Source organism: Nitrincola lacisaponensis, assembly GCF_000691225.1.
GTDB classification, from domain to species: Bacteria; Pseudomonadota; Gammaproteobacteria; order Pseudomonadales; family Balneatricaceae; genus Nitrincola; species Nitrincola lacisaponensis.
Window position 1 is genome coordinate 21,269 of the sequence record NZ_JMSZ01000036.1, and the last position, 21,302, is coordinate 42,570.

Annotated in this window: 22 protein-coding genes; 10 read left to right on the forward strand and 12 right to left on the reverse strand. The window is 53.8% G+C overall.

All coding sequences use genetic code 11. The features are described from left to right. The first annotated feature begins 14 nt into the window (after positions 1-14). The 4 genes from ADINL_RS13425 to ADINL_RS13440 are packed head-to-tail and all read left to right on the forward strand — an operon-like array spanning position 15 to position 4,673. A complete protein-coding gene (locus ADINL_RS13425; RefSeq protein ID WP_036549127.1) occupies positions 15-1,550 on the forward strand; it encodes an ABC transporter substrate-binding protein in 1,536 nt (511 codons plus the stop codon). Then, complete coding sequence (locus ADINL_RS13430; protein WP_338036399.1) at positions 1,547-2,485, forward strand: ABC transporter permease; 939 nt, start codon at positions 1,547-1,549, stop codon at positions 2,483-2,485. Before ADINL_RS13425 ends, ADINL_RS13430 begins: the two co-directional genes overlap by 4 nt. Then, a complete protein-coding gene (locus ADINL_RS13435; protein ID WP_051632831.1) occupies positions 2,482-3,288 on the forward strand; it encodes an ABC transporter permease in 807 nt (268 codons plus the stop codon). The genes ADINL_RS13430 and ADINL_RS13435 overlap by 4 nt, the downstream gene beginning before the upstream one ends. Continuing rightward, positions 3,285-4,673 (forward strand): ABC transporter ATP-binding protein, encoded by a 1,389-nt coding sequence (locus ADINL_RS13440; protein WP_036549130.1) that lies wholly within the window; start codon positions 3,285-3,287, stop codon positions 4,671-4,673. Before ADINL_RS13435 ends, ADINL_RS13440 begins: the two co-directional genes overlap by 4 nt. A gap of 5 nt (positions 4,674-4,678) precedes the next feature. On the opposite strand, the gene ADINL_RS13445 is transcribed toward ADINL_RS13440, so the two are convergent. Together ADINL_RS13445 and hexR are read right to left on the reverse strand one after the other, a co-directional pair. Continuing rightward, on the reverse strand, positions 4,679-4,882 hold the full coding sequence (locus ADINL_RS13445; protein ID WP_036549133.1) for a PA3496 family putative envelope integrity protein: 204 nt from the start codon (positions 4,880-4,882) through the stop codon (positions 4,679-4,681). 163 nt (positions 4,883-5,045) lie between these two features. After that, positions 5,046-5,936 carry a transcriptional regulator HexR gene (gene hexR / locus ADINL_RS13450; RefSeq protein WP_036549135.1) on the reverse strand — a complete coding sequence of 297 codons (891 nt, stop codon included), beginning with the start codon at positions 5,934-5,936 and terminating at the stop codon, positions 5,046-5,048. Between the two features lie 177 nt (positions 5,937-6,113). On the opposite strand from hexR, the gene ADINL_RS13455 reads away from it, so the two are divergent. From ADINL_RS13455 to ADINL_RS13465, 3 genes are read left to right on the forward strand one after another with little or no spacing between them, the layout of a single operon-like run. Next, on the forward strand, positions 6,114-6,716 hold the full coding sequence (locus ADINL_RS13455; RefSeq protein ID WP_036549138.1) for a YjaG family protein: 603 nt from the start codon (positions 6,114-6,116) through the stop codon (positions 6,714-6,716). Then, a complete protein-coding gene (locus ADINL_RS13460; RefSeq protein WP_036549140.1) occupies positions 6,716-6,973 on the forward strand; it encodes a hypothetical protein in 258 nt (85 codons plus the stop codon). The genes ADINL_RS13455 and ADINL_RS13460 overlap by 1 nt, the downstream gene beginning before the upstream one ends. Before the next feature lie 17 nt (positions 6,974-6,990). Further along, entirely contained in the window at positions 6,991-7,464 is a 474-nt protein-coding gene (locus ADINL_RS13465) for a hypothetical protein (RefSeq protein ID WP_036549143.1), read from the forward strand. On the opposite strand, the gene ADINL_RS13470 is transcribed toward ADINL_RS13465, so the two are convergent. The 10 genes from ADINL_RS13470 to ADINL_RS13515 form a co-directional block, all read right to left on the reverse strand. After that, positions 7,447-8,382, reverse strand: coding sequence for an NADP-dependent oxidoreductase (locus ADINL_RS13470; RefSeq protein ID WP_036549147.1), 936 nt, complete (start codon positions 8,380-8,382; stop codon positions 7,447-7,449). The genes ADINL_RS13465 and ADINL_RS13470 overlap by 18 nt on opposite strands. Before the next feature lie 45 nt (positions 8,383-8,427). Then, positions 8,428-9,747, reverse strand: a complete 1,320-nt coding sequence (gene phoR / locus ADINL_RS13475; RefSeq protein WP_036549150.1) for a phosphate regulon sensor histidine kinase PhoR — start codon at positions 9,745-9,747, stop codon at positions 8,428-8,430. Between the two features lie 40 nt (positions 9,748-9,787). Beyond that, positions 9,788-10,480 carry a phosphate regulon transcriptional regulator PhoB gene (gene phoB / locus ADINL_RS13480; protein ID WP_036549152.1) on the reverse strand — a complete coding sequence of 231 codons (693 nt, stop codon included), beginning with the start codon at positions 10,478-10,480 and terminating at the stop codon, positions 9,788-9,790. A gap of 98 nt (positions 10,481-10,578) precedes the next feature. Beyond that, complete coding sequence (gene ubiA / locus ADINL_RS13485; protein ID WP_036549154.1) at positions 10,579-11,454, reverse strand: 4-hydroxybenzoate octaprenyltransferase; 876 nt, start codon at positions 11,452-11,454, stop codon at positions 10,579-10,581. Between the two features lie 66 nt (positions 11,455-11,520). After that, complete coding sequence (locus tag ADINL_RS13490) at positions 11,521-12,054, reverse strand: chorismate--pyruvate lyase family protein (protein WP_051632832.1); 534 nt, start codon at positions 12,052-12,054, stop codon at positions 11,521-11,523. Between the two features lie 56 nt (positions 12,055-12,110). After that, the gene (gene phoU, locus ADINL_RS13495; RefSeq protein ID WP_036549156.1) at positions 12,111-12,872 is read right to left on the reverse strand and encodes a phosphate signaling complex protein PhoU; all 762 of its coding nucleotides are present in this window, start codon (positions 12,870-12,872) and stop codon (positions 12,111-12,113) included. Between the two features lie 56 nt (positions 12,873-12,928). After that, entirely contained in the window at positions 12,929-13,777 is an 849-nt protein-coding gene (gene pstB, locus ADINL_RS13500; RefSeq protein WP_036549158.1) for a phosphate ABC transporter ATP-binding protein PstB, read from the reverse strand. 42 nt (positions 13,778-13,819) lie between these two features. Beyond that, positions 13,820-15,487, reverse strand: coding sequence for a phosphate ABC transporter permease PstA (pstA, locus tag ADINL_RS13505; RefSeq protein ID WP_036549159.1), 1,668 nt, complete (start codon positions 15,485-15,487; stop codon positions 13,820-13,822). A 21-nt stretch (positions 15,488-15,508) separates the two neighbouring features. Continuing rightward, positions 15,509-17,800 (reverse strand): ABC transporter permease subunit, encoded by a 2,292-nt coding sequence (locus ADINL_RS13510; RefSeq protein WP_036549162.1) that lies wholly within the window; start codon positions 17,798-17,800, stop codon positions 15,509-15,511. A 181-nt stretch (positions 17,801-17,981) separates the two neighbouring features. After that, positions 17,982-18,956 carry a PstS family phosphate ABC transporter substrate-binding protein gene (locus tag ADINL_RS13515; RefSeq protein ID WP_036549165.1) on the reverse strand — a complete coding sequence of 325 codons (975 nt, stop codon included), beginning with the start codon at positions 18,954-18,956 and terminating at the stop codon, positions 17,982-17,984. Between the two features lie 191 nt (positions 18,957-19,147). Between ADINL_RS13515 and ADINL_RS13520 the strand changes: the two genes are divergently transcribed. Genes ADINL_RS13520 through ADINL_RS13530 form a run of 3 tightly spaced genes read left to right on the forward strand, consistent with a single transcriptional unit; the run spans position 19,148 to position 21,275 of the window. Continuing rightward, positions 19,148-20,467: a permease gene (locus ADINL_RS13520; RefSeq protein WP_051632833.1), complete on the forward strand. Its 1,320-nt coding sequence runs from the start codon at positions 19,148-19,150 to the stop codon at positions 20,465-20,467. A 34-nt stretch (positions 20,468-20,501) separates the two neighbouring features. After that, on the forward strand, positions 20,502-20,732 hold the full coding sequence (locus tag ADINL_RS13525) for a thioredoxin family protein (RefSeq protein ID WP_036549167.1): 231 nt from the start codon (positions 20,502-20,504) through the stop codon (positions 20,730-20,732). A 6-nt stretch (positions 20,733-20,738) separates the two neighbouring features. Next, positions 20,739-21,275: a sigma-70 family RNA polymerase sigma factor gene (locus tag ADINL_RS13530; protein ID WP_036549170.1), complete on the forward strand. Its 537-nt coding sequence runs from the start codon at positions 20,739-20,741 to the stop codon at positions 21,273-21,275. The last annotated feature ends 27 nt before the right edge of the window (positions 21,276-21,302 follow it).

Sequence of the window (21,302 nt, forward strand, 5' to 3'; positions counted from 1 at the left end):
TCAAGGAACTCACTATGTGTTATCTGAAGCGTATCGTTTGCTTTGGGCTGCTGATTGGCTGTCTGTTCAGCCCCAGTGTGTTGGCCCAGCCTGCCAATAATCATTTGACGATTGGTGGCCCCTTTGAATTTACAACCTTGAATCCCTCTCAAAATGGCTATGTCTTTACCCGGATGCAGGTAGTTGAAACACTTGTGGATGTTTCTCCCGAGGGTGAACTCCTGGCGGGCCTGGCAACGCACTGGGATGTCTCTGACGACCAGTTGAGCTGGCGTTTTCATCTGCGGGATGGCGTTGTTTTTCATGATGGTCGGGTGATGGATGCCGCCAGTGTGGAGCAGAGTCTGAGCCATGCCTTGCAACAGCATGGCCCTCTGGCGCAGGCGCCAGTGGAAAGACTGGCCGTTGACGGGGATGCTCTGGTGATTGAACTGAGCCAGCCCTATCAGTTGCTGCCAGCCGTGTTGGCTCACTATTCCACTGTGGTGATTTCACCTGATTCATTTGATGATCAGGGGCGCATTACCCGGCTGCTGGGCAGTGGCCCTTTCAAGATCGCTGTGTTTGCACCACCCCATAAATTGGGTGTGGAACGTTTTGAAGATTACTGGGGGCAGGTTGCTGCCATCGCATCAGCAGAATACCTGACCGGTCATCGTGGCGAGAGCCGGGTGTTGCAGGCTCGCAGCGGTCAGGCGGATATCATCTATACGGTCGATCCGGCCAGTACCGGTATGCTGAACCGCGTGAGTCATGTGCAGGTACAGAGTGATCTGATTCCGCGCGCCATTCTGATCAAACTCGATAGCGGGCATGCTTTTCTCAAAGAGGTGGAGGCGCGTCAGGCGTTGAGTCTGGCACTGGATCGCTCCGGTATTGCCCGAGCCGTGCTACGGGCTCCGGGATCAGAAGCAAATCAGTTGATTCCGGCTCCCCTGGCTGACTGGCACCTTGCCGATCTGCCACCCATTGAACGTGATCTGCAACAGGCGGCGGCTTTGCTTGATGATCTGGGTTGGGAAATGGGACGTGATGGTGTTCGGGTACGGGATAACCAGCGTTTCAGTCTGAATTTGATCACCTATGCTGACCGTCCGGAACTGACTGTGGTGGCAACGGCTATTCAGGCGCAGTTGGCTGAACTGGGTGTTGAGGTGCGTGTTTCTGTGACCAACTCCAGCGCTATTCCGGCAGGACATCAGGACGGCAGTCTGGAAATGGCCTTGATTGCACGCAACTATGGTTTTATTGCCGATCCGCTGGGTGTGATGCTGTCTGACTTTGGTTCACCGCAAGGAGGAGACTGGGGTGCCATGCAGTGGAATAACACCGACGTGGCCGAGCTACTGAAGCGACTGGAAGGCGAGATGGATGCTGACACCTATCATGCCACCGCCCAGCGTATCGCTGCACTGCTGGCGGATGAGCTGCCGTTGATTCCGGTGACGTTTTACACTCAGCTTACGGCGGTGAATCAACGTGTTGAAAACTTCCGCTTTGATCCGTTTGAACGCAGTTATTACCTGAATGAGATGGAGCTGTCACAGTGATCCAGCGCATTCTGATCAACCGCCTGCTGCAGGCGGTGATGGTGGCCTGGGGCGTGGGATCACTGAGCTTTGTCTTGATGCGCAGCTTGCCGGGTGATATGGCCTATCGGGTCGCGGCGGGTCGCTATGGGCAGGATAATGTCAGTGCCGAAGCAGCCGAGTGGGTGCGACAGGAGCTGGCGCTGGATTTACCTGCCTGGCAGGCCTATTTGCACTGGCTGCTGGATATGCTGCGTCTGGATCTGGGGGTATCACTGATCAGCGGCGCTCCGGTGATTGATGAGATCAAGCACCAGTTGGGCCATTCAATTGAACTGGCCGTCATGGCGATTCTGCTGGCGGCACTGATGGCCTTCCCGCTGGGCATACTCTCGGGTTTGCGTGCCCGTGGCTGGCTGGATCGCAGTTTATTGCTGCTGTCATCACTGTTGCGGGCACAACCGGTGTTTGTGATTGGTCTGATGTTGATTCTGGCCTTTGCCGTCTACTGGCCGCTTTTTCCGGTAGCCGGATTTGGTCAGGGGAATGACTGGGTGCTACCGGCTTTTTCACTGGCACTGGCGCTGGCGGCAGTGTCCAGTCGTGTGGTGCGTGACAGTACACTGGCGGTGATTCACTCACCCTATTATCAGTTTGCCCGGGTCAAGGGTCTGTCCGAGTGGCAAACCTTTCGCCAGCACGGACTGCGCAATCTTTCGGTACCGGTGGTGGCATTTATGGGCATCCAGTTGGTGGGGCTGATTGAGGGCATCGTCATGATTGAGTCGCTGTTCTCCTGGCCGGGGATAGGACACGGACTGGCACATGCCATCTTTTCCCGCGATGTGCCCATGATTCAGGGAACTGCCTTGATGATGGGACTGCTTTTTGTGGCCTTGAATACCCTGGTGGACCTGGCCTGTTACAAGATAGATCCGCGAGGACGACCCGAATGAAGCCTTTTCTTGCCTGGATACCGGGCTTAAGCCGCTCGCAATGGCTGGGAGCAGCCATTCTCATGGCATTGATCCTGTTTGCGTTACTGGAAGGCTGGTTGCATCAGGGTGACAGCACTCGCCAGAACCTGTCCAACTACCTGGCCGCACCCAGTGCCCAGGAGTGGTTCGGCACGGATCATTTCGGTCGCAGCATGCTGGCGCGCATGGGTGATGCACTGCGGCTGTCGCTGATGCTCAGTCTGTTTTGTGTGGCTACCGCCGCACTGCTGGGAACCGGACTGGGGGTCTGTGCCGCCTGGATGGGCGGTATCACCGAACGGTTGCTGAATTTTCTTGCCAATACCCTGCTGGCCTTGCCGGGGCTGGTGCTGGTGTTGCTGTTGGCGGCCATTGCACCGGGCTCTTTTCTGGTGCTGTATCTGGCGATATCGCTGGTGTTGTGGATTGAGTATTACCGTGTTGTGCGCGCCCAGACACAGGTGGTGATTCGCAGCCCGCAACTGGAAGCGTCCCGGCAACTGGGATTTGGACGCTGGTATCTGTTCCGGCGACACATCTGGCCAGCGATCCGTCCATCGGTGCTGACCCTGGCCGCTTTTGGTGCCGGCAATGCCATTCTGGCACTGGCCTCCATCGGTTTTGTCTATGTGGGGCTGCAACCGCCTGTCGCCGAGCTGGGTCTGATGGTGGTGGAGTTGCTGCCGTATTACAACGATGCACCCTGGGCGCTGGCGCAGCCGATTCTGGCGATTTTCCTGTTGATACTGGGATTTAATCTGTTGGCGGGGAAAGCAAAATGATTGAACTGCTTGAAGTGAAGTCTCTCAGTGTCCATGCCGGTGATCAGTGCCTGCTGGAGCCACTTAGCTGTACGCTGACAGCGGCGCGTCCACTGACCATTCTCGGCCAGACCGGAGCGGGTAAAAGCCTGCTGGCACAAGCCATCATGGGGTTGCTCCCGCAAACGCTGCGGGTTGAGGGGGAGGTGCGCCTGAATGGCCGCTCCTTGCTGACACTGCCGATGCAGGAGCGCCGGGCGTTATGGGGGCGTGTCCTGGCCATGTTGCCTCAGGAGCCCTGGCATGCGCTGGACCCGGTGATGAGATCCAGACGTCAGGTGTCTGAAGTGCATCAGTTTGTACTGGGGCTGGAGCAGGAAGCGGCTGATCAGCAGGCAGAACTGGACTTGCAGCATCTGGGTCTGGCAGACGCACTGGAAAAAATTCCCTCGCAGCTCTCCGGTGGCATGGCTCAGCGAGTGGCCTTTGTCGCCGCCACGGCGGCAGGTGGTTCGCTGCTGCTGGCTGACGAACCGACCAAGGGCCTGGACTATGGTCGTCGGGATCAGGTGGTGCAGTTATTACAGCGTCAACTGACGCAGGGTGCACTGCTGACTATCACTCATGATATCGATGTGGCGCGGCAACTGGGGGGTGACCTGATTGTGATGCGTCGTGGTCAGGTGATGGAGCAGGGTGAGGCAGAGGCGTTGCTGGCTGACCCGCAATCCGAGTATACCCGTGAACTGCTGGCGGCTGATCCGAGCTGCTGGACGGCACCCAAACAATCGCCGCAGGTGATGGAACCCTTGATCCGTGTTGAGGGTTTGAGTCAGCAGCGTGGTGGCAAAATGCTGTTTGAGGGGCTGTCGTTTGAGCTGTGTCCACATCAGATCACCGGTATCGTCGGTGACAGCGGCTGTGGCAAAAGTACACTGGGTGATCTGCTGCTGGGCAATCTGCAGCCGCAGGCAGGCCGAGTGACGTATCAACGACCCTTTGCACGCCATCAACTGCTGAAACTCTATCAGGATCCGCCTGCCGCCTTTGCGCCGGGCGTACCGCTGCAGCAACTGCTCAAGGATTTGGTCCGGCTGCATGATCTGGATGCATCACGCATTCCGGCGTTACTGGAGCGCCTGCATCTGAATCCACAATTACTGACGCGTTGCAGTCATGAGGTATCGGGTGGGGAGTTGCAGCGCATTGCCTTGTTGCGTGCGCTACTGATGCGGCCAGTGCTGCTGTTTGCAGATGAACCGACCTCTCGGCTGGATCCGATGACCGGCCAGCAGATCATTGAACTGCTGGTTGAAGTGGCGCGAGACTATGCCTGCGCCGTGGTTCTGGTCAGTCATGATCCGGTGCTGGTGGATAAAACCTGTCACCAGATCATCAGACTCTGATCGCGCTAGTCTTCAAACCATCGTTCACGATCAACAAACGCTGCGAGGGCTTCCTCTTCTCGGCGTTTTTCGATGGCTCGACGGGCTTCAAAAAGACGACGAGTGGCGGTTTGTTTACGGCGGTTCTGCTCCTCAACATCATAACCTACCAGCAGATCAAACACTTCTGTGGCGATGGGGTCGAGGTCCTGTTCCTGACGTATCAGCATACTCTTGCTCCGATCTGTTATTCAGATTGAAGAGGAGGCGGCCGGATGAGCCGTCTCCCGGCTGTAAACTCTGTCCTGACTCTTTTTTAACCGATTTTTACAGTGATTTCAAATCGGCCTTTAGTCCAGTATGAGTTTAAGCGGTATAGATGACAGAAAAATGTCAGTCGCTGTCGTCGCCCTGGCGTCGGGTTGGCAGCAGGCGGTCATTCTGACGCAGGCTGCGCAGGCTGCGCTTGATGGTTTTGAGGTGGTCAAACAGGGCCGGTCCCAGTTTCATTGCCACGCCGACTGCCAGAATATCGATGACTACCAGATGTACGACACGTGAAGACATCAGGGTGCTGAGGTCCTTGTCTTCTTCAACATCGACATGGATCGGAATGGTGGCCAGTTCAGCCAGAGGGGTTGTCCCAGGACACAGGGTAATGACGGTTGCGCCGGTTTCCTTGACCAGTTTGACGGTATGCAGCAGATCTTTGGTGCGTCCGGTTTGAGAGATGGCCACCACCACGTCTCCCTGCCCCAGAGTGACAGCGGAGATGGTTTGCATATGCGGGTCAGAATAGGCGGCCGCTGACACCATCAGCCGGTAAAACTTGTGCTGTGCATCGGCACAGACCGGCGCGGAGGCACCAAAACCATAAAACTCGACACGATTGGCTTTTGCCAGTGCATCAATCGCTTCTTCCAGGATTTCCGGGTCGAGCTGTTCGCGGATGTTGATCAGATTGCCGATCATCGAGTCAAAAATTTTCTGTTTGAACTCGATCACCGTGTCCTTGGTGTCCATGGAGAACTTTTCGAAGCTGGCATTACTCGCCAGCCCCTGTGCCAGGGTCAGTTTGAAGTCCTGAAAACCGTCATAGTTCAGTGCTCGACAGAAACGTACCACTGTCGGCTCGCTGACATTGGCCTCCGAAGCCAGATCCACAATACGCATATGGATGACGTCATTCGGCTGAGCCAGTACATAATCAGCTACTTTCTGTTCGGACTTACGCAGTTTTTCCCGTGAATCTGCAATGGACTTGAGAAGATTGAAGGAATTCAACACGGATACCTGTCAGCTGCTGGCTGTTAATCAGGCCCTAGTATAGCAATGAAATTAGCCATAGCCTAACGTCAATCACGGCGTAAAAGCGTAAAACCACACGGTTTTTACTACAGATCCTTGATCAGACCACGTACAATAGCCCGAGATTGATGCAAACCCTGACGGAGTGTCTGAATGAGTGATATCCAGCAACTGGACGCACAGCTTGGCGAGATGAAGCCCTGGCAATTGACCGCTTTTTCAGCGGCATTGACAGAGCGTATGCTGCCGAATTTTACCCTGTTTTCCCGGTTACTGGAGTTTGGCGATGCCGTACAGGTACGGCGCATTCTGGACGGCGTCTGGGAGCAGCTGGCCGGTGGTGCCAGCATGAACTTTGAAGTGCAGTTGGATCATGTCGAAGCCAATATGCCCTCTCTGGATGAGTTTGATATGTATGGCGCCATGCCTGCACTGGATGCAGTGGTAGCGCTCTATTCAACCCTGGTGTGTATTCTGGAAGCCGATCCGGCGGAAGCGGCCAGTATTGCTGACTTGTCACGTGAGTGTGTGGCGACTTTCATCGAGGTGAATGAGGCTGATCCGCAGCTGTCAGATGCAGAGTTGATGCGTTATATCGCTACACATGATTTGATGCAGGATGAAGATGCGTTTCAGGAAGAGGTGCTGGAACGCCTGCTGGCGACAGAGCATCCCAATCGTGAATTTATCAAAAATCTGCGTACCCTGGCGATCAACGAGGGTGTCAGCAACCTTGGCATCAGTGATAACGAGTGATGCTACGGATCGGCCTGTTACTACTAATTGTACCGGGTGTGGCCCTGCTGGGCCTGTTTTTTTATGAGCAGTTGCAGATCAGTGACTGCCGTCTGGAGGGAGGCCATTGGGACTATCTTCGGGCGGTGTGTGATCAGCAACCGCACCCCTTTATTCCGTTGATGGCACGTAAGCCGCTGTTAGTGAATGGCGGTATGTTACTCAGCTGTCTCGGTCTGTTGATAACGATAGCCGGACTGTATCGTCGGCGCATGTAAAGGCTGCAGGAAGAGACATGGGAAAGAAAATTGCACTGAGTGGCCTGGGATTGGCCGTGGTGTTTGGTCTTTGGGTGTGGCTGTTTTCACCGCAATGGCTGGAAGGTTTTAACCAGCAGCGGGCAGAAGATGCCGAAGTTTATCGAACGCAAGGTCTCGAGGCCGGACGTGAGACTGATCAGCAGGGTTGTCAGGATCAGGCACTGACCCGTTTTGACCAGTGCCGGGACTCCAATTTTGTCTGCACCGTCAATCAAGGCGTGTTCCTGAAGGCCTGCTTTGAAACGGCGGCAACGACAGCCGGTTTCTGTGAAGGATTGCCGGAGTTTCATGACAAGGCCACGGAGCCTGAGAAAGACTGGGCCAAGTATAACTGTTGGGACATGGGAATACGTGGAGAGGGCTGCAGATTGCTGTTGCGTCAGCGACTACAGCTCTGCGATGCCCTCGGATCGTCTGCTGGCAGCAGTGCTTTAAACCTGCAGAACTAGTTTACCACTGATGTGCCCGCTGGCACTTAACCGGTGGGCTTCTGCGGCCTGTGACAAGGGCAGAACCTGGGCAATCTTGAGTTTTAACAAACCCTTGGCTGCCCGTTCTGCCAGTTGCGCCAATTGTGCTGCATTGGGTTCAACACGAATCGGTAACACGGTCACATCGGAACCTTCAGCCGCCGCACTGACCTGAGCGGCCGTCACCGATGGCAGGGTTACCAGTCGGCCACCTGGTTTTAATGCCAGTAACGCATCGATCGCAGTCTCCCCGCCGACACCGTCCAGAATCAGGTCATAGGTGTCTGCCAGTTCGCGCATATCCAGCTCCTGATAATCCAGTGTTTGCTGGCAACCCAGTGTTTTCAGATAGGCATGATTGGCAGGTGAGCTGGTTGCGCTGACCTGTGCACCTGCCTGAACCGCCAGTTGAGCCGCCAGATGACCCACACCACCGGCACCGGCCAGAATCAGCACCCGTTCAGCGGCTTGCAATTGTCCTTTATCAAACAGTGCCTGCCAGGCGGTTAAGCCAGCCAGACCCAGACCTGCGGCTGTCGTGGCATCCAGACCTTCCGGGCGCAAGGTAATTTCACTGGCGGGTGCAATCAGCTGTTCGGCATAGCAGCCAGCCGGGTGGGGAAAGCGGATAAATCCCAGTACCGGATCTCCAACCTTGAATTGGGTGACACCTTCACCCAGCGCCAGTACTTCGCCACTGAATTCCCAGCCGGGTGTCCAGGGAAAGGACTCAATAAATCCCGCTGCACCGCCACCCGAGCAGGTTTTCCAGTCGATCGGATTCACACCCGCCGCCTGATTGCGGATCAACACTTCACCGGGACCGGGAATCGGATTGTCGACCGTCTCATAACAGAGGTTATCGGGTTCGAACGCATGGATCTGGATAGCTTGCATGAGCATACTCCGCTGACAGAAAAACAGGCCCGGGAAGGCCACTCTTCAGCCATTATGAGTGGCGAGTGCTTCATTTTCCAGTGCAATGACGCTATCGGGCGGGAAGTGACAACTGAAGCAGCTGCCCTTGCCGAGGCTGCTCTGGATTTTCAACTGACCGCCATGGCGTACCATGACGTATTTGACAATTGACAGCCCCAGTCCGGTTCCGCCACTGTCACTGGAGCGGCTTTCATCGACACGGTAAAAACGTTCTGTCAGACGGGGCAGATGGAAAGGTTCTATTCCAGGTCCGTTATCCTCAACACTGAGGTGGCCACCATTGACGTCCACTTTCCAGCGGATGCGTATTTCTGCCTGTGCAGGCGTGTGTCTGACCGCGTTAAAGACCAGATTAGAAAAAGCGCTGTGCAGTTCTTTGTCCTGGCCCAGGAGGTCATAGCGGGGATCCGCATCGATGCTGATCTGGTGCTGTTGGTCACCACTGAGAATCAGCGCATCGCGGCGGATTTCTTTCAGCATCTGATGAATATCGACTGAAACATCTTCAGTTACATGCTCGGTTGACTCCAGACGGGATAACATCAACATATCCCGGACCAGTCCTTCCATTCTGAGAGTTTGCTGTTCCATTTGCTGTAAGCCGCGCATCAGGGGCTTAGGCAACTCCTGATCCTGAAATGTTTCTAGGTAACCACGTATTACGGTTAGTGGTGTACGCAATTCATGTGAGGCATTGGATACGAAGCTTTGTCGGGTCTGTTCAAGCTTTTTTAACCGGGTAATGTCGCGGGCAACTAACAGGCGATCACCCTGTCCGAAGTGCGTAATATGATACTGCAGGGTGACCTGCTCATTGATGGGGGATGTCAGTTCCAGCGGTTCCTGGTAATTGTGCTTTCGGTAGTAGCGAATAAAACGGGGATCACGTAACAGGTTGAGTATGGAGCGACGACGGTCGGATTTGGGTGACAGCCCCAGTAATCGTTCCGCTGAACGATTCCACCATTCCAGATTATCCTTTTGGTCAATAATCACCACCGCATCTTGAAGAGCCGCTGATGAGTGCTGGAAGCGGTTTATAATCCCCCGCAGGGCCCTTTCCTTGTCGTGTCCACGGCGTTGCAGCCGGTAAAGGCCATCCAGCAGATCACCCCAGGCACCGGGAGCCTCTGGCGGTTCGCTGCCATCTTCCCGTTTGAGCCATTTCATCACCCGCTCGAACAGGTAGATCTGGTACAGTGACCAGCCAAACAGGCTGATAATCAGCGCCTCTCGGGGGTAACCCAGTATCCAGCCAATCAACCCACTGACCAGCAGGGTGATCAGCAGACTGTAGACCATCAGCTTTCCGGACTGATACATGTGCGCGTCTCTGCGGCAGGTTAAGTAGGCGGTTCAAGCCTCAGTTTTTGACAGAAAAACGGTATCCCGTGCCACGCACTGTTTGAATCAGATAATCATGGCGTTCGCCCAAGGCTTTACGCAACCGCCGGATGTGTACATCAACGGTACGTTCTTCGACATACACATTACCGCCCCACACCATATCTAGCAACTGGCTTCTGGAGTAGGCTCGGTCTTGATGAGTCATGAAAAACTGTAACAGTCTGAACTCGGTGGGACCAAGATCTACCGGTGTTTCCTCGGACAGCACCCGGTGAGAAACAGGGTCCAGTGTCAGATCATCAACGGTGACCGGTTCTTCAATACCTTTGGGTGTTGTGCGTCGCAACACGGTTTTCAGTCGAGCCACCAGTTCACGTGGTGAAAATGGTTTGGTGATGTAATCATCAACACCCACTTCCAGCCCCTGAATTTTATTATCTTCTTCAGCTTTTGCAGTGAGCATGATAATGGGAATATCGGCGGTGACTTCATCTTTACGCAGTCTGCGGGCGAAGTCGATGCCACTGACACCGGGCATCATCCAGTCAAGCAACACCATATCCGGCTTCTGATCCAGAATGGCCGCATGTGCCTGTTGTGCGTTCTGGGCTTCAAGGCAGTCATAGCCTGCCATCTCCAGCGCTACGGCAATCATTTCCCGGATAGGTGCTTCATCGTCAACAATGAGTACACGTTTTGCAACCGACATGGATGAACCTCGACTGTGATTATCAACCCGACTATTACAAGACGTTTTGGTTACATTAATATGACAGTATGGCTCAGTTTGGTAAAAAACCTGCAAAATCAGGCGGCATAATGCAAAACGATTCCGATCAGTACGGCCAGCTCAGCTAAATGGTTATTGAGAAAGGCCTGGAAGCAGGGCGCGCGTTCGCGTTGACGAATCAGGTACTGCTGCCAGCCGAAAAAGCCGATGGCAGCGATGAGTCCACTGTAGTACCAGAAACTCATATCCAGGTAGAGGCCGATGATCAGCAGCAGTAGCATGGCCAGTCCCTGAAGGAGTCCGATTATCAGCTTGTCAGCCTGTCCGAAGCGTATCGCGGTGGATTTAACACCAATTTTCAGGTCGTCATCCCGGTCAACCATGGCATATTGCGTGTCATAGGCCACCGTCCATAACAGCTTGGCGAGATACAGCAGCCAGGCAATCAGTGGCAAGGTTCCGGTAACGGCGGTAAACGCCATGGGAATGGCCCAGCCAAAGGCGGCACCCAATACCACTTGCGGGTAGTGGGTATAGCGCTTCATGAACGGGTAACAGAAGGCCAGAGCAACGCCGATCACCGATAACTGAATGGTGAGTCGATTGGTAAACAGTACCAGCACGAATGCGCTGAGCATCAAGCCGACAAATAATGCCAGGGCTTCCCGTTCACTGACTTGCCCGGTTGCCAGGGGCCGGTCTGCAGTGCGTTTGACATGGCCATCGATGTGGCGATCAGCATAATCGTTGATGACGCAGCCAGCCGAGCGAGTGAGAAAGACACCCAGGGTGAAAATCAATAGCAGTTGTGGCGTCGGCACGCCTTCCGAGGCAATCCAGAGCGCCCAGAGTGTCGGCCAGAGCAGTAACCAGGTGCCGATAGGTTTATCGGCACGCATCAGGCGGATGTAAAGTGGCAGCTTCTGGCGCATAACGGAAATCAGGCCGGACATGAAGGTTCCTTGTAACTGAAAATCGCAGAATTCAGGCGCTATTGTACGCGCTTGAACGGCTGACTGTCAGCGTCGTGGAACAGAGGCCATCACGGGCAGAAACACTTCTGTCACCAGTAGCGGATGTGTATCGAGATAAAATACCGAGCGGCGTGCCGGATACACCTCTTTTCCGTCCCTCAAGTGCGTCACCTGAATAGCGCCCCGGCGAATACGTGGATCACTGAACAGCAGTGACCCCAGCGAGCGGTTGCCCAACTGATGCAGGGCCTGATGGCAATGAGAGAGGGTGGCATCAGGAACCACGGAGCGTGCATACACCCATACCTGATTTTTTCCCATCAGTTCCACCTCCCGTATTAACACACGACGGTGTGGAGGAATTCCCAGTACACAGGCTTCATCCCGGCTGGGGAAATCTCTGGACAGGCGTAGCAGTCTGACCTGGAACTGGCCTTGGCTGGCCAGAATCAATGATTGGGTGAGGGATTCCCGCTGACACAGCCAGTCTCGCCAATGCGCAGACAGAGGTGGACGGCGGCTGGCTGCAAGCCAGTGCCGTCTGCGTTGTGAGCGTAAATAGAGTGTCCGAATCTTCACAGAACCTTACCAGGCAAAAAAGTCTGGCGCAGTGTAACACTATGAAGGATCAGCGATCACTCACTTTGGTAGTTGTCCAGGTCATCCTCAGGTGAGGCGTCGTGAACGGCTTCCTTGATCTCGCGCAAGCTCTTGTGGCGTACATCTTCACCACTGACCTGATAAATCAGGTGTATGGCAATACTGCGGGCATGATCACCAATACGCTCCAGGCTACGAAGAATCCACATGACATTCAGAATGACTGAAATGGAACGTGGGTCTTCCATCATGTAGGTGACCAGTGAGCGGGTTGCTGAGCGATACTCCTGATCTACTTCACGGTCACGCTTGGCGACTTTATAGGCCATTTCCAGATCGCCACGTGAGAAGGCATTCAAAACATCGCGTACCATTTCGGTTACGATCATGCCGATGTGGCGTACTTCCTGATAGCCGAATCGTGCATTAATCCCTGAGTTGGCGATTTCAATGGCATGTTTTGAAATACGGCCCGACTCATCACCAATACGCTCCAGATCAGACGCAGCACGGCTGATGGAAATGATCAGTCGCAAGTCGCTGGCGGCTGGCTGGCGCAGGGCAATGATTTTGGTGCACTGCTGATCAATATCGATTTCCATCTGGTTGGCTGTTTTATCGCTTTGACGTGCCTGTTCAGCCAGCTCGATATCACCATTCATCAGCGCTTCGATGGAGTCGCTGACCTGGCGTTCAACTATGCCGCCCATGCTCAGCATCTGCGTACGGATCTGCTCCAGTTCAATATTAAACTGATTGGAGATGTGCTTTGAAAAACTGTCTTTTCCGGGTTCCATAACCTGTATTCCCCTGATCTGTGTATGCGGTTCTGTTTAGCCTGTAATGACTGGCATCAGCCGTAACGGCCTGTGATGTAGTCTTCAGTCTGTTGTTTTGCAGGCTTGGTGAACAGGGTGTCTGTATCACCAAACTCGATCAGGTCACCCATGTACATAAAGGCGGTATAGTCGGACACACGTGCAGCCTGTTGCATGTTATGAGTTACGATCACGATGGTGTAGTCATTCTTCAGCTCGTTGATCAGCTCTTCCACTTTCAGGGTTGAGATGGGATCGAGTGCCGATGCGGGCTCATCCAGCAGAATGACTTCCGGCTCAATTGCCACGGCGCGGGCAATCACCAGACGCTGCTGCTGACCACCAGACATGCCGAAAGCATTGTCATCCAGACGGTCCTTAACTTCGTCCCAGAGCGCCGCTGCGCGCAGTGAGCGTTCAACCACTTCATCCAGTACGCGCTTGGAATTGACACCCTGCAGGCGCAGACCGTAGGCCACATTCTCGTAAATTGATTTAGGGAAAGGGTTAGGTTTCTGGAATACCATGCCCACATTCCGGCGCAGCTCAGCAACGTCGATATTGCGATCATAGATATTCTGGCCATCCATGAGGATTTCGCCTTCAATACGGCAGATGTCGACCAGGTCATTCATCCTGTTGAAACAGCGCAACAAGGTAGATTTACCGCATCCTGAAGGACCGATAAAGGCAGTAACGCGCTTTTCCGGAATCTGCAGGTTGATATTGTTCAGCGCCTGGTCCTGACCATAGTAAAGATTCAGGTTATTGACCGACAGCTTGATTTTTTCATCCTGCATCCGCATGGGAGCACGATTGCTGTTATCACGCGCCTGACTGGCTGAAATGGCAATACCGGCGGTTTCATGTGTCTGTGAATTCATCGTTTTACTCACTCTCAATAATTCGTCAAAGTCAGGCTCGGATTAATCGGATGCACTGCGGTAGCGTTCACGCAAACGGTTACGAATGCTGATTGCAGTCAGGTTGAGGATGACGATCAGCATCACCAGCACCAGCGCAGTGGCATACACCAGCGGACGCGCCGCTTCAGCACTCGGACTCTGGAAACCCACATCATAAATATGAAAGCCCAAATGCATGATCTTACGATCCAGGTGAATGAACGGGAATACACCGTCGATCGGCAGGGTAGGAGCCAGTTTTACGACCCCCACCAGCATCAGCGGTGCGACCTCACCCGCAGCACGGGCAATGGCCAGGATTAACCCGGTCATCATGGCAGGCGTTGCCAGTGGCACAATCACCTTCCACAGGGTTTCAGACTTGGTGGCACCCAATGCCAGACTGCCCTGACGGATTGTTGACGGGATACGTGCCAAACCTTCTTCGGTGGAGACAATCACGATTGGCAGTGTCAGTAGCGCCAGGGTCAGGGAAGCCCAGAACAAGCCCGGTGTACCAAATGTCGGTGTCGGCAGTGCGGCCTCATAAAACAGCCGGTCAATGTTGCCGCCGAGGAAGTAGACAAAGAATCCCAAGCCGAATACACCATAGACGATCGAGGGAACCCCGGCCAGGTTGTATACCGAAATACGGATGATCCGTGTCATCAGGTTTTGCCGTGCGTACTCGCGCAGATAGATGGCTGCCAGAATACCGAAAGGCGTCACGATGATCGACATCACAAACACCATGGTGACGGTACCGAAAATCGCCGGGAAGATACCACCCTCGGTATTGGCTTCACGTGGCGGTGTGCTTAAAAACTCCCACAAACGCTCGACGTACTGGGCCATTTTCTGGGGCACAGACATGGCATTGGGTGCGGTGATACGGACAATGGCAGCCAGGCTCAGATCAACTTCACGATCATCACTCATGCGCATCCGCAGCGTATCGCGACGTGTACTCTGATACAGCGCATCCAGCTCAACACGCAGTATCGCGTATTCTTCATCCAGACGTGCACGTTCGGTCGCAATGCGTGCTTCTTCAGCCGCGCGCTGCTCTGGTGTCGGATCTGACAGCTCCAGGCGGCGTCCATCCAGACGCAGACGCTCAATTTCTGTATTCATCCGTCCGATGGCACCGCGCTCGATGCTATGAATGTCGCGGTATAACTGCAAGCTGCGCTGAACGGCTTCTTGTAACAGTGGCCAGAAATTTGCGTCTGCCGGTGTGGCAATCACCTCTCCTTCACGCGACAGGGATACAGGTTGACCATAAAAGTTACCCCACTCACGACGCTCGATTTGCAGAGCATCTTCGGGATACTGAAATTCACCCATACCGGTTTCAAAGTACCAGGCAAAATCATTACCTGTCTGGTCGCGGTTACCCTGCTTGACCAGATAACGCGTCAGCATATCGATACCTTCAGGTACATGACGTCCGCCGTCGCGAGCAACTGCTGCCGTAATTGTCTGTGAACGGACAATTTCACCCATGACAACCTGACGGTTACCTTCAGGGTCAATAATCTCCACCTGTGCGATATTGGCGGGCCAGAAGTGACCAAAGCCACGTACCGCGATCAGACCGATCAGACCGACCACCATGATCATACAGAAGGCCACGGCACCGCCGTTCAACCAGATCCAGGGTGAGCCACTTTTAAACCATGCTTTCATTTTAAATCCTCAATCCCATCATCACAGGTTGCTGTAGCGAGTACGCAAGCGCTGGCGAATAATTTCGGCAATGGTGTTGACCACGAAGGTCAATGCCAAGAGCACCAGTGCAGCCAGGAACAATACCCTGAAGTGCGATGAGCCCACGGCGGTTTCAGGCAGTTCCACCGCAATGTTGGCAGACAGCGTACGCATCCCTTCAAAGATGTTGAAGTTCACAACCGGGCTGTTACCGGTTGCCATGAGTACGATCATGGTTTCACCGACCGCACGACCAAAGCCCATCATGACGGCCGAAAAAATACCGGGACTGGCTGTGGGCAATACCACACCCATCACGGTTTGCCAGCGTGTTGCACCCAGCGCCAATGAACCTTGAGTCAGATGTTTGGGTACGGTAAAGACGGCGTCTTCGGCGATCGAGAAAATGGTTGGAATGACTGCGAAGCCCATCGCAATACCGACAATCAACGCGTTACGCTGATCATAGGTGATGCCGATGTCAGTGAACCACTGACGCATGCTGCCATTAAAGAACCAGACTTCAATCCAGGGGCTGGCCACCACACACAGATAGCCAAACAGCAGAATAACCGGTGCCAGCAACGCAGCTTCCCAGCCATCCGGAATCAACTTGCGAATCGGCAGCTTGCTCCAGATAAATGCAAATAGCAGCATCATCACCGGCATCAGAATAAAGAAGCTGAAGATTGCCGGCAGGTTGTCCTCAGCAAAGGGTGCCAGCCACAGACCCGCGAGGAAGCCTAGAATAACGGTTGGCAGAGCCTCCATGATCTCAATGCTGGGCTTAACGATACCGCGCAGCTTGGGTGTCATGAAATAGGCGGTATAAATGGCACCAGCAATGGCCAGAGGCATGGCAAACAGCATGGCATAGAAGGCAGCTTTCAGTGTACCGACCGACAGCGGTATCAGACTGAATTTGGACTCAAACTCATCGGATGCAGATGATGACTGCCAGATGTAATCGGGGTTAGCACGTCCTTCATACCAGACTTTATTCCACATGGCAGAGAAAGACAGCTGCGGATGGCGGTTCCACAACCCGGCCACCTGTACCTGATTTTGGCTATCCAGTAGTAACAAGCGGCCGTTCACCTGAGAAATCGCAGCATTAATCAGTGCTGAACTGGCTTTTTGCTCCAGAAACAGGGTGCGAGCCGAGGTACCGTAGTGGATACCCAACTGACCTGCTGCATCCACCGCCAGAAATCCCTTACGTGTGTATTCGGGTGTGATTTTGGTAATGGCAGCACCGTGTGGTTTGAAGTCACGAATGCGCTCAAGCGAGTTACGGTTTTGCTCATCACGCACCAGGAACCACTGGCTCAATTCGCCGGATTCGGTACCAATAATCAGCGATACTGTACCGACCAGAAAATCGATGGCCGTAATTGCACTACCCTGACCGGCATCGTAGCGATCTACCAGACGGGGGCTATTCAGATCGGATATATCGTAGTAGTAGATAAAACCGGACTGATCGGCAATAAAGAGGCTGCGAAGTGCTTTATCCAGCAGCATTTTAACCGGTTGCTCCGGGACAGTGCTAATCTCGGCATGTCGGGTAGTGACCGTGGTTTCACCGGTCATCATGTTGGAGCGGGTGGTTAAATGTGTCAGTACCAGACGACGATCGGCGGTGATTGCCGCCATCAGTGAACCACCCGATCCCCGGGTTACGGTTTCCAGTGCCAGGAACTCCAGAGGCATGCCTTCAGGATCTACTGTAATCGGGTCTGCACCAAAAGGATGTTCAATTTTTGGCGTGATGACGCGCTGATCGTTAGGGAAACTCAGGTCGAAAGCATGACGTGAGATAATTGCCTGCCCGTTACTCAGTCCCTGTGCAGAAACGGCACCAATCACTTCGGTATGTGCGAAGCTGGTGATCTGGGTATCTTCGGGTATCGGCAGCTCAAACTCATGACGAATGCTGCCGTCATCAGCGCTGAAAAACGTGACACGTCCATCATCGGTGTATTGTATCCCCAGCTCCTGATAGCGCTCCAGTATCAGATGCTGCAGGCCTGCGTCCTGAACCGGCAGGGCATAGCTGGCCTCAGGCGTGACAGTCGCCCCTCTCAGAATCGGCATGACCTCGTAGAACAGGTAGATAAAGATCATCGCCAAGGCAAAGACCACACCATAGCCTGCCAGGGTGATGCCCCAACGGGAGGTGCTGTCACGGCGGGCACGTTTACGGCGCAGTTTTTGGCGCGCTTCAGTATCGGGCAGTAATGACCGACTGCGGATGGAAGGCGGAACCGCCGGGGTTACCGTATCATTCATGAGAAATCGCTCTTTTCGAATCGAATTTAATGATGCTGGCCAGAATAATGCAGATATATGACATTAATGTTACGAGCGGGCCGGTTGCAGGACAAAGTACCCATACAAGCCGCACGAAGAGATGGGCCATCATAAAAAAAGAGGCCACAGGGGCCTCTTTTTCTACTAAGCGAAATCTAGATCACTCAATACCCAGATCGGCGCGGATACGGGCAGCCAGTGACTCAGGCAGAGGCACGTAACCATCGCGGTGAACCACTTCCTGACCCTGCTTGGAGTACAGCATTTTCACGAATTCACGTGTCTGCGGGTCCAGATCCTGGTTCGGGTTTTTGTTGATATAGATGTACAGGTAACGAGCCAGCGGGTATTCGCCAGAAGCGGCATTCTCAGCAGTTGCATCAACAAATGCACCGCCTTCTTCCGCTGCCAGAGGTACAACGCGAACACCAGAAGTACGGTAACCGATACCAGAATAACCGATACCGTTGATAGACTCACTGACACCCTGAACAACAGAGGAAGAGCCTGGCTGTTCGTTGATGCTGGACTTGAAGTCACCGCCACACAGTGCGTTGTCTTTGAAGTAACCGTAAGTACCTGATACAGCGTTACGGCTGTACAGCGCGAAGTCGCGGTTTTCCCATGCGCCGCTCAGGCCTACCTGGCCCCAACGGGTGATGTCGCTGTCATTACCGCAACGACGAGTAGCCGAGAAGATCGCATCAACCTGAGGAATGCTCAGGCCTTCAATTGGGTTGTCTTTGTTGACGTATACAGCCAGCATGTCGATCGCAACTGGCAGCTCAGTCGGTGCATAACCGTAGCGCTCTTCAAATGCCTGGATCTCAGACTGACGCATGCCACGGCTCATTGGAGCCAGGGTTGCAGTACCTTCAGTCAGGGCTGGTGGCGCAGTAGAAGAACCGGCACCCTGAACCTGAATGTTGACGTTCGGGTAGAAACGGTTGAACTCTTCGGCCCACAGAGCCATCAGGTTGTTCAGAGTATCAGAACCGATACTGGACAGGTTGCCGGATACGCCGGACACAGCGCTGTACTCAGGCAGGTTCGGGTCTACATCAGCGGCAGCAAAGCTGCTGATGGCGATAGCGCTGGCCAGGGCTGCTGCCTGAAACGCGTGCTTCATCTTCATGGTGTCACTCTCCGTCAATCATGGACTCAGGTGTTTTAATTCACGCTGCTCACTATAAGGCGGCAATGTGACGAAAGTGTGACAGATTAAAATTGTTTGATTTTTTCAGCATCCTTTGGCCTGCTTCGGCGTCTTCTATACTGAAAGAAGGAAATATACCCGAAGAGTGTTTCAGGCACAGGTACGCAGCCATGTATTCCCGACTGATTGAAATCTATCGCAATAATCCTCGCGAAGGTCATGTGTTAAGCATCATGCTGGTGGCTTTTGCGGTGATCTATTTCTTGCCTGCGGGTACAGAGCGATTTGACAACGCAGTATTGGAAGCCATTCGCCTGACCAATTGGTATGCGCGTGAACATGTTATTTTATGTTTACTACCTGCTTTTTTGATTGCAGGTGCCATGGCTACCTATCTAAGCCAGGATGCCGTGATGCGCTATCTGGGGCCGGATGCATCCAAACCGGTTGCCTTCAGTGTCGCCTCCGTATCGGGAACACTGCTGGCAGTCTGCTCCTGCACCGTCTTGCCGTTATTCGGCGGTATTTACAAGCGTGGTGCCGGTTTGGGTGCCGCCATTGCGTTTTTGTATTCAGGTCCGGCGATTAATGTCATGGCGGTGGTTGTGACCGCTAAAGTATTGGGTGCCGAAATAGGCATTGCCCGTGCAGTGGGGGCGATCGTGTTTGCACTGGTCATCGGTACTATCATGCATCTGATATATCGCAAGGAAGAAGCTCAACGCTCCGTCACCAGTAAGCGTGGTTTTACCGGTGGCAGCAGCGACCAGTCCATGGGTGTTGTAGCTCTGTTCTTTGCACTCATGGTGGGTATTCTGGTGTTTGCCAACTGGGCGGCGGCTGACAGCCCGGTCTGGATGCAGATCCATGCCTGGAAATGGCCCATCACCGCGCTGCTATCGGTGGCGTTAGGTGTGCTGCTGGTTTTGCGCTGGCAGTGGCCGGTATTGCCGGTGCTTCTCCTGGCTGGCATTGTTGCCGCCTTTGCATTGCTGCTGCCAGCTGTTCCTGAGTTACCCTTTGTGATGGGTATGGGTGGGTTAATGTTGATCTCATCACTGCGTACCGAGGACCGAGAGTGGGCGGTGCAAAGCTGGGATTTTGCCAAGCAGATTCTACCTTTATTGCTGGCAGGTGTGTTTGTGGCAGGGTTTGCGCTGGGTCGCCCCGGGCATGAAGGCATCATTCCCTCAGCGTGGGTGGCTGCTGCGGTGGGAGATAACTCACTGACTTCAACGATGCTTGCCTCAGTACTGGGCGCGCTCATGTACTTTTCTACGCTCACCGAAGTGCCCATTGTCGAAGCACTGTTGGGAGCGGGAATGGGCAAGGGACCTGCATTGGCCTTGCTGTTAGCGGGGCCTGCATTATCCTTACCCAATATGCTTGTTATCAGAACGATATTGGGGACAGAAAAAACCCTGGTGTACTGTGCGCTGGTGGTGGTGATGGCGACCATTACCGGGTTTGTCTACGGTAACGGGTGGTAGTGTTTAACCTAAATTGAATCAGGAAACTTGAATCATGAAATTTACAATCTACGGTAGCGGTTGTGCAAAATGCAAGCAATTGACTGCAAATGCAGAGCAGGCGGCACAGCAAAAAGGACTGGCCTATGAACTGGTTAAAGTGACCGATACGAATGCTATTATTGACGCTGGCATTATGCGCACACCGGCTTTGGCTATTGATGATGAGATCGTCATTGAGGGTAAGGTTGCCAGTGCCGATGAGGTTGCCAGTCTGCTGGATTGACTCGATATGAGCACCCCAGGCTTTGAATGTGTTTTACGTGCATGGCAGCTTCATGAACAAGAACTGAGGGTATTTTTGTATCATCATATGCAACATGTGGATGAAACAGATGACTGCCTTCAGGATGTGTTTGTCAAATCTCTGCAGCAGGGGAAGGCGTTTTGTGGACTGGATAATCCTAAAGCCTGGCTGTTTCGAGTGGCAAAAAATACCCTGATTGATCGCTATCGTCGGTTAAAACCCTGGACCGAACTAAGTCCCGAACATCCACAGCCTGAAGTTGAGCGGGCCGCCATTGATGAATTGGATAGCTGCTTACGGCGCAATATCCGTGAGCTGGCGACCGCTGATCGAGAGATACTTGAGGCCTGTGACCTGCAGGGTATGACACAACTGGCCTATGCACAACACAAGGGACTGACGCTCACCGCAACCAAGGCTCGCTTGCGTAGAGCACGCCAGCGTTTGCGCTCAGCTCTGGTGAGTCATTGTCAAATTGGCTTTGACGAATCAGGACGGGTCTGTTGTTATGTTCCCCGGTAGGGTTATCTGTCACACAATAAAAGAGAA